The 11,982-nt window shown below is 61.1% G+C and carries 14 protein-coding genes and 1 riboswitch; of the genes, 3 read left to right on the top strand and 11 right to left on the bottom strand.

What is annotated here, in order from left to right:
- Positions 1–181 precede the first annotated feature (181 nt).
- Together HV782_RS16975 and HV782_RS16970 are read left to right on the top strand one after the other, a co-directional pair.
- Positions 182–376 (top strand): hypothetical protein, encoded by a 195-nt coding sequence (locus tag HV782_RS16975; RefSeq protein ID WP_186748173.1) that lies wholly within the window; start codon positions 182–184, stop codon positions 374–376.
- A gap of 147 nt (positions 377–523) precedes the next feature.
- A complete protein-coding gene (locus tag HV782_RS16970) occupies positions 524–904 on the top strand; it encodes a type 1 glutamine amidotransferase family protein (RefSeq protein WP_186748174.1) in 381 nt (126 codons plus the stop codon).
- Positions 905–916: 12 nt separating this feature from the next.
- Here the strand turns inward: HV782_RS16970 and HV782_RS16965 are convergent, their stop codons facing one another.
- From HV782_RS16965 to HV782_RS16915, 11 genes are all read right to left on the bottom strand, one after another.
- A complete protein-coding gene (locus tag HV782_RS16965; protein ID WP_123464171.1) occupies positions 917–1,075 on the bottom strand; it encodes a DUF2986 domain-containing protein in 159 nt (52 codons plus the stop codon).
- Positions 1,076–1,219: 144 nt separating this feature from the next.
- Positions 1,220–1,936, bottom strand: coding sequence for a phytanoyl-CoA dioxygenase family protein (locus tag HV782_RS16960; protein ID WP_186748175.1), 717 nt, complete (start codon positions 1,934–1,936; stop codon positions 1,220–1,222).
- The gene (locus HV782_RS16955) at positions 1,933–2,361 is read right to left on the bottom strand and encodes a hypothetical protein (RefSeq protein ID WP_123464174.1); all 429 of its coding nucleotides are present in this window, start codon (positions 2,359–2,361) and stop codon (positions 1,933–1,935) included. Before HV782_RS16955 ends, HV782_RS16960 begins: the two co-directional genes overlap by 4 nt.
- Entirely contained in the window at positions 2,358–2,843 is a 486-nt protein-coding gene (locus tag HV782_RS16950) for a GNAT family N-acetyltransferase (RefSeq protein ID WP_186748176.1), read from the bottom strand. Before HV782_RS16950 ends, HV782_RS16955 begins: the two co-directional genes overlap by 4 nt.
- Before the next feature lie 112 nt (positions 2,844–2,955).
- Positions 2,956–4,002, bottom strand: a complete 1,047-nt coding sequence (locus HV782_RS16945) for an NAD(P)/FAD-dependent oxidoreductase (RefSeq protein WP_186748177.1) — start codon at positions 4,000–4,002, stop codon at positions 2,956–2,958.
- A gap of 133 nt (positions 4,003–4,135) precedes the next feature.
- On the bottom strand, positions 4,136–5,557 hold the full coding sequence (gene ltrA / locus HV782_RS16940; RefSeq protein WP_186748782.1) for a group II intron reverse transcriptase/maturase: 1,422 nt from the start codon (positions 5,555–5,557) through the stop codon (positions 4,136–4,138).
- A gap of 575 nt (positions 5,558–6,132) precedes the next feature.
- A complete protein-coding gene (locus tag HV782_RS16935; protein ID WP_186748234.1) occupies positions 6,133–6,336 on the bottom strand; it encodes a PLD nuclease N-terminal domain-containing protein in 204 nt (67 codons plus the stop codon).
- Positions 6,337–6,386: 50 nt separating this feature from the next.
- Positions 6,387–7,313, bottom strand: a complete 927-nt coding sequence (locus tag HV782_RS16930) for an ABC transporter substrate-binding protein (protein ID WP_186748235.1) — start codon at positions 7,311–7,313, stop codon at positions 6,387–6,389.
- On the bottom strand, positions 7,310–7,669 hold the full coding sequence (locus HV782_RS16925) for a (2Fe-2S) ferredoxin domain-containing protein (protein ID WP_186748236.1): 360 nt from the start codon (positions 7,667–7,669) through the stop codon (positions 7,310–7,312). Before HV782_RS16925 ends, HV782_RS16930 begins: the two co-directional genes overlap by 4 nt.
- On the bottom strand, positions 7,669–9,606 hold the full coding sequence (locus tag HV782_RS16920; protein WP_186748237.1) for a TonB-dependent receptor plug domain-containing protein: 1,938 nt from the start codon (positions 9,604–9,606) through the stop codon (positions 7,669–7,671). Before HV782_RS16920 ends, HV782_RS16925 begins: the two co-directional genes overlap by 1 nt.
- Positions 9,607–9,697: 91 nt before the next feature.
- A riboswitch (cobalamin riboswitch) is annotated at positions 9,698–9,903 on the bottom strand.
- Positions 9,904–9,947: 44 nt separating this feature from the next.
- On the bottom strand, positions 9,948–10,838 hold the full coding sequence (locus HV782_RS16915) for a LysR family transcriptional regulator (RefSeq protein ID WP_128614271.1): 891 nt from the start codon (positions 10,836–10,838) through the stop codon (positions 9,948–9,950).
- 110 nt (positions 10,839–10,948) lie between these two features.
- Here HV782_RS16915 and HV782_RS16910 point away from each other — a divergent pair, with 110 nt between their 5' ends.
- Positions 10,949–11,956, top strand: a complete 1,008-nt coding sequence (locus tag HV782_RS16910) for a zinc-binding alcohol dehydrogenase family protein (RefSeq protein ID WP_186748238.1) — start codon at positions 10,949–10,951, stop codon at positions 11,954–11,956.
- The last annotated feature ends 26 nt before the right edge of the window (positions 11,957–11,982 follow it).

The raw sequence follows: 11,982 nt of genomic DNA, 5'->3' as shown, positions 1-11,982 counted from the left end.
AACGCCTTACAAAACCTGCGATCAGGGCTTGTCAGTCGAACTTGACCAGGTCCTTGAAGATCAGTGGCCCCCAGCTTTTTCCTCGCGCCGGCACCAGCCCACACAAATCCAACTACGATCAAGCAGCGACAGGCAGGGCGGTCGCTTTTCATCATGGCGAAGTCACTGGAGCATTAGTGTTATGGGCTTCATCGCTGACTTCTTGATCAACGAGCTGGCTCATCGGGTCGGTGTTTGCGTGCTGCGCCTGCTCAGTGGCGGCCGCTTCAAGGGCGAAAGCGGTTTTGCCTGGGGCTGGGCCCTCGCCGTCGGTGGCCTGGTGCTGTTCGCCCCTGTTGTGGCTTTCATCGCCTGGTTGATCTACTCCGGGGGCTGATGAGGGGCGGGCGCTTATGAAGATACCTCTGCGGCAGATCCGACAGGGATCGTAATGTCAGCGATTTAATGTACCCATGACAATTCTTTGATTGTATTGATTTGCCAGTCCTACGATGAGCCTCGACCATCCGCACCGAGGCTCATCATGCACGTCGCCATCCTGACCTTTGAAGGGTTCAACGAACTCGATTCGCTCATCGCCTTCGGCATCCTCAATCGGGTGCCCGGCTGGCGCGTGTCGATTGCCAGTCCCACGGACAAGGTGCGGTCAATGAACGGACTCACCGTCGAGGCGCAGGTGTCGCTGGAGGAGGCCGGGGTCGCGGTGCTCAATCAACCGTTCGTGGCCAACGGCAATGTCGCCACCGCCGGTGGATGTCTGGCTTCGCAGTATCTGGCAGCCTGGTTCATCGCGCGCCTTGCCGGTGTGGGCGCCGCGTGCGATGCGTTCCAGTACGTGGTGCCGGTGGGGGAGCAGGAGCTCTACATCACGCGGGCGCTGGCGAACATTTCGCCATTTCTATAAAACTGGCCGGGATCAGCTCTCGGTAGTTTCAACCGGTTCTACTGGCGCCTCGGCGGCCATCTTCAAGCGATCCGCCTTGCTGATGTACTTGGGCTTTTTCGGCGCCAGTTTGGCGCTGGCCTTTTTGGCCTTTTCCTTGAACAACTGCTGAAGTTTCTTTTGACGATTCATGGGGCTACCCGGCCTGTAAGTTTGAATATCGACTAGCGAAGGGCGTAGACGTGCCACGTTTGCCCTTGCGCTGAAAAAGGGTGGGATCCTGACGTATACGGCGGGTTCAGGCAATGTCGAATCCTCACCGAATCCAATCGTGTGTCAATCACCCCCGACAATGCAGTGGCTTGCAGAATCAAACCACTCGAAAGGATCCATCCGCACATTGCGCAGACCCACTGTTTGCAGATGCGCGGCGTACAGCGGTTCGGCAAAGTAATTGATCAGGATGGAACGTCGGCGCAAGCCCGCCACGTTGCGGCTGCCGGCATGCAGCAGGTCCACGTCGAACAGCAGAATATCGCCGGCGCTGCCGGAAAGCTGCACGGCTTTCGACTCATCGTTAGCGTCGAGTGGCGGTTCTCCAGGCAGGGGGCGATGGCTGGCGGGGACGATGCGCGTAGCACCGTTCTGTGGGCCGTAATCGTCGAAAAACGCCAGGGCAACCACGCTGTCGCCGGGTCGTTGCGCCGACAGGTCGCGGTGCAAGGGTTGATGACCGCCACCCGGAAGCGGTTCACGACCCTCCACCTGCGCAAGGAAGAAGCGTTCGCCGATCAGTTCGCCTACCACTTCCAGCACCTGTGGCAAACGGCACACCGCGCGCACCGTCGGGTCATCATCGAGCAGCGAGTGACGCCAGTCCTGACCGCGGGGCACCGGCCACTGATCGGACGGCAGGACACCTGCATCGAACACACGGCGCAACTCATCCAGCCATTCGGCGGGTATGGCGTGGCGGAGCAGGGCGTAGCCATTAAACAGGGATGCCTGTGCAGGCGGCGATCTTTTGCTCTGAACACGGCGGCGGTCGGTCATGGCGTCCTCGATGCTGTGCAATCGTCCGGGGTGGTACCAATGTGGATCATGGCGGCACTTACCGTGTGGTCGTTGCCATAAGCCCAATCAAGGGGCCCGCCATACGCCACCAGATCATAGATCTCGCTCTCACCCAGTACGCGGCCATTACGAAGGTCATACAGGCGAAAAAACGCCGGGCTCTCCCAGGAGACAAACCAGCTGCGCTCCATCGCATCGTCCGGCGGCGTCTGTGGATGAAGAAAACCCGGCAACACCCAGAACGGCCGAAACGTCTGGACCTGAAAGCAACCGTCGGGGCTGATGCTAGCGGTGCCGTAGGGCTTGGCCAGCGCTTTTTCCCACCACTCGGAGGCTGTCCATAGTGCTGCGTAGAAGACCAGCAGGCCGAGGACAATCGAGACGATTCGCTGTTGACGTGTCATGACAAGCGCATACCCATTTCTACCGCACGGCGCTCGAAACCAAACTCCGCGTACATCCGCGCCGCCCGTTCATTGAACGGCCAGACCGTCAGGCGCAAGTCCTGCGCATCGTGCGCAAGGGCCCAGTCCTTGATGCGCTGGATCAGTGCGCGGCCAATGCCTTTACCCCAGAACCGTTCGGCGACACACACGGAGCCGATGCGCACGACATTCTGCGGCTGCATTAACGGCCCGACGCTGGCCGACAGGCTGGCGGTAATGAACGCCACGGCCTGGTCGCCCGCGCTGGCGAGCCACACGACCTGGCCCGGCTTCTCGAAAACGCCGGACCAGTGCGGCAAGTCGCGAGAGAAATCTTCGGTCGCAGCCGCGTAAATGTCCGGGCGAGCGGCGTGGTGCACGGCGTTGAGCAGTTGGCCCAGTTCGCACATCGCCAGGGCATCGTCAGCCGTGGCGGTGCGGTAGGTGATGGTTGCTTCCATGATGGTTGAACGCTCCTTGTGTGGGGGACGTGTAGTGCTGATGACTTCCGTTTCGAGTTGCGAATGCTGAAAGCTGAAAATGAATGCCTGGACAATTGGACTGCCGCGCCCATCAGAATCGGCCGGGGCGGCAGTTGCCAAGGTCGACTGAGGCAATGCCGCTGACAATCTCTTCACTGGCGAGGCGCCCGACGATCGCCGCCAGGGTCACACCGGGATGCATTGCGCAAACATACACTCCGCCCACCGTCGGTAGATAGCCGACAACGGGGACGCCGTCGACAGGCACGGGCCGCAAGCCGACGCATGCGCTTTGCAGTTCAATGGAGATTACCCCGTGCAGTTCGTGTTGAATGACTTGTGCGGTTCGCTGCGCGATCTCGTCCGGTTGATTGTGCGGGGCATTTCCCAAGTAGTCTTCCGCTGCCAACAACGTCCCGTCTGCATCTTGCCGCACTTCCATCTCGGGGCTGGAGATGATGCCGTTCAACCGATCCGGTTGAGTCTTGAAGCGGATGAAAATGGCCGGGGAGGCGTCTATCGGCAGTGAAACATCGAGCATCTCTGCCAGCTGCACGGTGCCCGTTCCGGCTGCCAGAACGATTACGTCAGCAGCCAAGGGCCCCGCCGTCGTCTCAATGCCCGTAACGTCTGCGCCGCTGAAGGTGAAGCCGCTTACGCGTGTCTGCGTGAACACTGTTGCGCCGTGGGCCTGTGCCCCGACAACCAATGCGCGGGTGGTCTGTACCGCATCGAGGACGCCTTCTTCGGCGTTATACGATGCTTGGCGTGGAGGGTGGCGCAGGTTCGGCTCGCGTTCGAGGATCTCGGCGCGTGACAGCCATGTCGGCGAAGAGGGCTCGTCCTCTGCGCCGGTACCCCAGGACAATGCCCCTGACCAGCGTATCTGCAATTCAGGCAGCTCCGCTTCCAGTCGGTGATAGTCTTCGATGGCCGCGCCACGCAATCGGGCGATCGGATCGTTCCCGGCATGGGCCGTATTGATCCAGGCGAACGAGCGCGCCGTTACCCCCGAGGCGGGTTCTGCGGCCTCGACCAGCGTCACCTGTGCCCCCTTGCGCGCAAGGTGATACGCCAGCGAAGCGCCCACAATACCCGCGCCGACCACCACCACGCGCTTGCCTGTCCTGTCAGCCATATCAACCTCCCTGTTGTTGACCGGCATACGGTACTACATCTCGACGAAGGCGTGCCTGGCGAATCGAGTAGGAGGCGGTTTCACAACCGCCGTCCTCTCACACCACCGTACGTACGGTTCCGTATACGGCGGTTCAGGTTATGCGATTAAGCCGGTTTATCGTATCCAGTATTGAGACCAGCCCGAGTCGATCCCATAGCTTCTTCGGTAGCGCCTGATTCATATGTGACGCTCCCGAGTTCCACCATGGGCCTCGGCCATTGACCGCCGATTTCCACGCCCGCGCCTCGTCGAGGCCCAAACGTATCAGGTTGCGCGCCCTCGTAGAGGGCCGCTTCCATTGACGCCATATGACGCAACGAAGTTTGTGACGCACCCAGCCATCCAGCTCCTCAAGTGGCCGCTTGCTCTGACTCAGCTTGAAGTAGCCAGCCCAACCACGCAGCACGGGAGTCATTTGCTCAACGATATATCTCATTGAGCGGGCCCGTATCCGACGCAAGAGTTCCCGGAGTCGGTCGCGCAGGCGGTGCAGGCTTATGCTCGCGACCCTCAGCTTCGGCTGTTGATGCCAGCTCATCCCATAACCCAAGTAATCACAGGCCCAAGGCCGTGCCACACGGCTCTTTTCCCGATTCAGTGTCAGCTTCAGGCCCTGAGTCAGGAAGCGCTCAACACTGGCCATGACCCGTTCGCCTGCACGATGACTGCGCACATAAATGTTCGCATCGTCGGCATAGCGTACGAAGCGATGGCCCCGTCGTTCCAGTTCGCGGTCGAGTTCGTTGAGCAAGATGTTCGACAGCAACGGCGAGAGCGGGCCGCCTTGCGGCGTCCCTTCCTGCCGTCGGCTGACGATCCCGCCCGCCATCATGCCGGCCTCGAGGTAACGGCGAATGAGCCTGAGCACCCGCTTGTCTTCGATCTGACGCGCAACATGGGCCATCAACACATCGTGGTTGACCCGATCAAAGAACTTCTCCAGATCAAGCTCCACGCACCAACGGTGTCCCGCCGCCACATGGTCACGGGCTGTTTCGATGGCGTGATGGGCGCTTCTGCCCGGACGAAAGCCGTAGCTGTAGTCCGAAAACAACGGATCGAAGGTCGGCGTGAGCTGTTGCAGCAAAGCCTGCTGGATCAGGCGATCCACGACGCAGGGAATACCCAACTGCCGTGTTCCGCCTTTGGATTTGGGGATGTCGACGGCGCGTACACTTTGCGGGTGATACTCGCCGGCCAGCAGCCGAGCTTTGAGGATCGGCCAATACTGTTTCACGTAGCCTGCCAATTGGTCGACCGTCATGCCATCGGCACCCGGTGCGCCCTTGTTGCTGACTACGCGTTGATACGCACGCTTGAGGTTGGCGGGTGCAAGCACCCGCCCCATCAGCGTGTCCGGCTCCGCGTTCGTCCACGTCACAGCCGCCGGTGATACCTGTGCGCTGTCAGCCGTCATCCTCGGATTCTGTCCGGGACTCGGAGTGACAGTCTTCTCTGGGAGAAATTTCTGCATTTCGGTACTCAACGAGACTCTGACGCCTACTGACGGCATAACCTGTTCGGCCCTTGGTGACGGAGTTACTCGTCACTTACTACGGCTTCGGCTGACTTCTGCACGTTCATCCCGTCGCCTCTCGACGCTCGGTAGCACAGTGGCAAACGTGCAGATCTCCCAGGGTAATTCGCGCGACCTTCCTGCTTATGCCTGTCGGATTTACGTCACAGCGTTCCGTGCAAGTATTGGGCTTTGACGATTTGGGCCGTCTTACCCCGCTGCGCCGCCTCTATCCGCTTCCTGTTCGTCAGGCCAGCATTTTGCCTCGGGCTTCCTTCAGATTCGCGGTCGCCCGCGACACCCTTGCCTCTGGCTAACACTTCCCCTTGCCGGGTGTGTAGAGGACTTTCACCTCCAAGTCACCAGCATGGCCACCACAGCCAAGCTGGTTGCGCTTGCGCGCAACGCGCCATGCCTGGCGCACCCACAAAAAAAGCCCGACTGATGTCGGGCTTCCCTTCATTCGCAAAGCCTTGCGCTGCCACGTCCTTCCTGCAACTGGCCTTCATGGCTTGCATTTGCACGCCGGGTTCTTCGAGTTTGTCCTTGCCCGGCAACTGATCAGCAGAAGACTAGGACGCCGACCGCTGAGTGACTTGTTTCGGCCCCGCCAGCGCCCAGGCAATCAGGCCGAACAACGGCACAAACACGATCAGCACGATCCACACGCCTTTGTTGCTGGATTTTCCCTCGCTTTTGCGCACCCGGTTGATGGCCCAAAGTTCGATGAGCAGAAGAACTGCCGCCAGTACGATCCACACGGTTTCGATTTGCATTGGCTACCTCCTGATGGTCTTAGGGTTAGGTGACCGGTGCGGTGGCGGGTTCATTTATTTTTTTGCAGGGTGTTGAGTTGTCGGGCCAGTTCGAGTGCCACGCGACCGCTGGCTGCGGTGGGCAACAGCTGGGTGAAGGGGATAACGATCAGGCGGTTTTCGCGCACTGCACGCAGTTGCGACAGCACCGGGTCGTGGGTCAACAGGTAGCGCTTGCGGCTGGCGGGCGACCAGTCGGCATCGGCCAGCAGAATCACGTCCGGGTCGCTGACCAGCAGGGTTTCGCGGCTCACGGTGACCCGGTATTGATTGATCTCGGCGAACAGGTTTTTCGCGCCCGCAGCGTCCAGCAACGTGCTGACAAAACCGCGCCGTCCTTCGCTGTCGAGGCCTTTGACTTCGCTGTCCAGGTAAAACACTGACAGCGGTTTCTGCGTGCCGGCCAAGGCTCGGGCATTGGCGAGGTCGGCCTCCATCGCGGCCAGCAGTGCCTTGGCTTCCGGTTGTTTGTGCAGCAACGCGCCGAGGTTCAGCAGGTCATTGCGCACATGCCCGAAGTAATCCAGCGAATGCCCGTTGCACGCCGATTCCAGCAGGTAGGAACCGATGCCGTTGCGCGCCAGCGCCGAGCGTGAAGTGACGCCGTCACCGAAGGCTGTGGCGAACCCACCGATCACCAGATCCGGCTGTTGCGCGTACAACACTTCGCTGGATGGATACTGACGTGCGATCACTGGCACGCCGAAATACGCGGTTGGGCGCTGGCCGGCATCGGTGTCGTCCAGATACGCGACGCCCACCAGCGATGATCCGGCATCAAGCGCCAGCACGAGGTCAGCTGCGTGCTGATTCAGCGCGACGATGCGCGCGGGCGGCGAAGCGGAAACCTGCCAGTGCTCGCCGCAGTTGCGCACGTTGTCAGCCATAGCCGCCGATGAGCAGAGCAGGGCGCCCAGTGCACACCACAAGGGCTTCATGTGCGCCCCCGGATCAGCAAATCCTCGACCACTTCACCGCCCAGCAGATGCACCTCGACCAGGCGCTGCACCTCCTGCCGGTTATGCACGCTGTACCAGAAGCGTTCCGGATACACCGTCACGATCGGCCCGAGATTGCACGGAAACTGGCAATGAGTGCGGGTCAGTAACACGCCGCCCGGTGTCTCGATGCGATCGTGTGCGAGCAGATGCCGGCGCAGGGTTTTCCATAACTGCAAGGCGCCGCGCTGAGTACAGCGCGGGCCGGTGCAGAGGAACACATGGCGCGCGTGATCGGGCACTTGCGACCAGTCCGGATGAGTATCGACGCCGTCGACCTTGGTGATTTCACTCATCAGAAGCGGTACGTGTAGCGAATTTCAGAGGTGAACGGCCGGCCGAGATTATCGACATTGTTCGAACGGCTGGTGACGTAATCGCGGTCGAACAGGTTTTCCATCAGCAGGCTTACACGGTGCTGATGGGCGTGGTCGAGGTAGCGATAAGCATCGGCATCGACCACCGAATAGTTGCCGTACTGCACCTGCTTCGAACTCTTGATATCGCGTATGTAGCGGATCGCGCCCCCGGCCCCCCACATACGATTTTCCGACTCATAACCCACCCTTGAGCGGGCGAAGAACCCCGGGATGTCGTTGATGCTCACGCCGCTGCGCGACTCGGTGAGATTGCGCGTCAGGTCCGCTTGCAGGCTCCATCGCTGGGTGAGCGCCAGTTTCGCGTCGGCCTCGAAACCGCGCATGCGGATCTGCCCCTCACCGTTGACCCACTGCATGCCGTCGAGGGTGATCAGGTCGTCGATCTTGCGTTTGAACAGGCTGACGCTGGCGCTGAATTCGCGCTCGAGCAGAAAGCCCTGGTAGTCGACACCGAGTTCGGCGTTGCGGCTTTTCTCCGGCTTGAGGTTGCGGTTGCCGATCTCGTCGCCCGGCTCGTTGACGAACAACTGCTCGGCATTCGGCAGTTTGTAGGCGCTGCCGTACTGACCGCGCACGGCCCAGTTATCGTTGAGGTCGTACAGCGAGGTGAGCATGCCGACCGTGGCGCCATCGCCGCCGCTCATGGCTTCGTGACGAATGCCGAGGCTCGGGTGCCAGTCGGGCAGGGCGGCGATCTGCGGGCGCAACTGCGTGTAGATCGCGTGGGCTTCGGCCTTGTCGTTGTCGATCACCAGCACATCGTCCTGACCCTTGAACCACTGGTTGTCGGTGCCGAACACCAGCACATGACCGCCGGGCAATAGCGCCTTGCCTTCGGCCTGTACGCCCCAATCGGTGAAGCCCCAGTAGTCGTTGTGGTTGATGACCTTGGTACCGCCGCCATCCACGTTGTTGACGCGGGTGTAGCGGGTGTCCCAGTCGTTGATGTGGCCTTTGACGAAGTAGCTCACGCGCTCGTTGACGGTCTGTTCGAAGGTCGCCGTGGCGATCTGCTGCACACGGTCGTTGGTGGTGTTGTGGTTGTTCAGCGGGCGGGCGAAATCGAGGTTGGCGTCGGCGTACTGATAGAACAGTTCCAGCCGCGCGTCATCGGCGAACGATTGAATCGCCTTGCCGCCGAAGGTGGTGACTTCGTAGGCACGGTTTTTCTCGCTGACGTTCTTCATGTCGCGGTTGCGGTACGGCTGGTAACCGTCGGAGACGTTGTGGCTGGCATAGGCGAGCAAACCCAGTTCGCCGAAACCGTTGCTGAAGATGTTTTCGACCCGGACGTCTTCGGTCGTGCCGCCAAAGCTGTCCACGCCCAGATTCACTTCGCCGGCGGCTTTGCGCGATTGCGGGCTGCGGGTGACGATGTTAATCACCCCCGAGACCGCCTGGGTGCCGAACAGCAGGCTTTGCCCGCCCTTGAGCACTTCGATGCGTTCGATGGCGTTGGCCGGTAGGGTGTCCAGGTACAGGCCGCCGTACAGACGATTGTTCAGGCGCACACCGTCGAGCAGGATCAGCGTGTCGTCGTTACGGCCGCCGAGCAACGAATAGGTGCCGTAGTCGAACGGGCCGTTTTTCGGCGCCACGTACAGGCCGGGAATGAACATCTGCAGGACACGGCTGACATCGGCGCCGGGGCCGGCACGTTCGATTTGTTCGCGGGAAACCCTCTCGATTTTGCTGCCGTACTGCGCCATGTCGGCGACGGTGGTGGATTCCACTGACGGCGCGGAAACGATTTGCTGATCGAGTTGCAGTGGCGTGTCGTCGGCCAGCAGCAAAGGGCTGAGCAGGCAGCCGAACAGCAGGGTTGGTGCAGAAGTGTTGAAAGGTCGAATCATTGTCTTCTCGAAAAGGATCTTCGCAGAAGAGCATGCAGGAGAAGGCATCGCGCACAGCCAATACCGGCCCATGCCCGCCCACCGCAGGATTTTGCCAAACGCATTTCAGGCCGGTCTCCGGGCTCGCGCGTATCGAGGCTTTCACCTTCCCATGGCCGTCTGGCCACAGTGGTCTGTCGAAAGCATCACGCGCCTACCGTTGCGGGGGCAGCACCGGACTTGTTCGCAATGAACGTACCGGTTTCCCGTTTCACCCCAAGCACGGCGGCAGGGGGCACCTGAAACAGGCCCGCATCTGAACACTCGCAACAGCGTTCGTCAACTTCTGACGGGACTTCTGCTCACATCGGTTTCAGCGCCGCAAACTGGCTGCTCAGCCACGTATAGAGCTGTGACACGGCCGGGGTGATCTGCTTGCGATGCGGGCATACCAGGCTCAACGGCGAGGTCTCGCCGGGTTGCTCCGGCAGCAATACAAGCAGGCGACCTGACGCGATGTCGGCGCTGACATCCAGCCAGGATTTGTAGGCGATCCCTTCGCCGTCCAGCGCCCAGCGCCGCACCACGTCGGCGTCGTCGCTGAACAGCGGTCCCGAGACTTGCACGGTCTGATTGCCCAGGTTCCACTTGTCGTAGACCCGGCCAGTCTGCAAATAGAGCAGGCACTGATGATCCAGCAGTTCATCCGGGGTCTGCGGCTGGCCGTGGCGTTGCACGTATTCAGGCGAAGCGACCAGCACCCGCCGGTTCCACGGTGCCAGCGGCAGCGCTACGTAGTTGGCATCCACGTTGGCGCCATAACGAATCGCCACGTCCACCGGGTCGCGAAACAGATCGACCATCTGATCCGACAGCACCAATCGCAAGGTCAGCTCCGGGTGCTGGCGGCGGAACTGCGTCAGCCACGGCAGCAGGATATTGCGTCCCAGATCCGACGGCGCAGTGACTTGCAACACGCCGCGCAGGGTGGCGTTTTCCCCCCGCAAATTGTCCTCGCCCTGCTTGAGGGCTTCGAGCACCGCGTGGGCGGTGGGCAAGTACTGCTCGCCTTCGGCGGTCAGGCGCAGGCTGCGGGTGGTGCGGGCGAACAGGCGCACATCCAGTTCGCGTTCCAGCCGCTTGATCGCGGCAGCGACCTGGCCGGGCAGTAAATCAGCCTCCAGCGCAGCAGCGGTAAAACTGCCCAGCGCGGCGCTGCGGGTGAATAAACCGAGATCGTCGATGCGGATCATTTTCACGCCTGCAGTGAAAGTGTTGGCGCATTCTGCCGGTTTTTCTTTGCCCGAGGGAAGCCGAAGATGGCGGCCAGTGACTGCCACAGCCCTTCAGAATCAGAGATCCCATGAAAGCCATCACCTTTACCCAACACGCCTTGCCCATCGAAGATCCGCAATCGTTGCAGGACACCGACATCCCCGAGCCCACGCCTGGCCCGCGAGACCTGCTGGTGGAAGTGCGCGCAGTGGCGGTCAACCCGGTCGATACCAAAGTCCGCGCCGGCACTTTCACCAAGGAACCGAAAATCCTTGGCTGGGACGCCGTCGGTGTTGTCCGTGCAATCGGCGCCGACGTGACGCTGTTTCAGCCCGGCGATGAAGTGTTCTATGCCGGCTCGATTGCCCGCACCGGCAGCTACAGCGAACGGCATCTGGTGGACGAGCGGATTGTCGGGCACAAGCCGCGCTCGTTGAGTGCCGCCGATGCTGCAGCGTTGCCATTGACCTCGATTACCGCCTGGGAATTGCTGTTCGATCGGCTCGGTGTCGCCGAGGGCGCGGGGCAGGGCCAAAGCCTGCTGATCACCGGCGCAGCGGGTGGCGTCGGTTCAATGTTGGTGCAACTTGCGCGGCGTTTGACCGGGCTCACCGTCATTGGCACCGCTTCGCGCCCGGAAACTGCTGACTGGGTGCGCCAGCTGGGCGCCCATCACGTCATTGATCATAGCCAGCCGATGCTCGCGCAACTGCAGGCGCTGGGCGTGGCCGAGGTCGATTACGTCGCCAGCCTGACGCACACCACGCAGCACTTTGCGCAATTGATCGAAGTGCTGCGTCCGCAGGGGCGTCTGGCGGTGATTGACGATCCCGACAGCCTCGACGTCATGCCGCTCAAGCGCAAATCGTTGTCGCTGCACTGGGAACTGATGTTTACCCGTTCGCTGTACGAAACCGACGACATGATCAACCAACATCATTTGCTCAACCGGGTCGCGGGGCTGATTGACCAGGGCGTATTGCAAACCACCGTGGGCCAGCACTTCGGGGCGATCAATGCGGCCAACATGCGCCGCGCTCATGCCTTGGTCGAAAGCGGCAAGGCCCGGGGCAAGATGGTGCTTGAAGGATTCTGAATATTCGAACGGGCCATGACGGCCCA

The sequence above is a fragment of the Pseudomonas monsensis genome (assembly GCF_014268495.2).
Taxonomy (GTDB): domain Bacteria; phylum Pseudomonadota; class Gammaproteobacteria; order Pseudomonadales; family Pseudomonadaceae; genus Aquipseudomonas; species Aquipseudomonas monsensis.
Note: the sequence above shows the minus strand (reverse complement) of the source record. Positions and strands in the feature narration are given on the sequence as shown.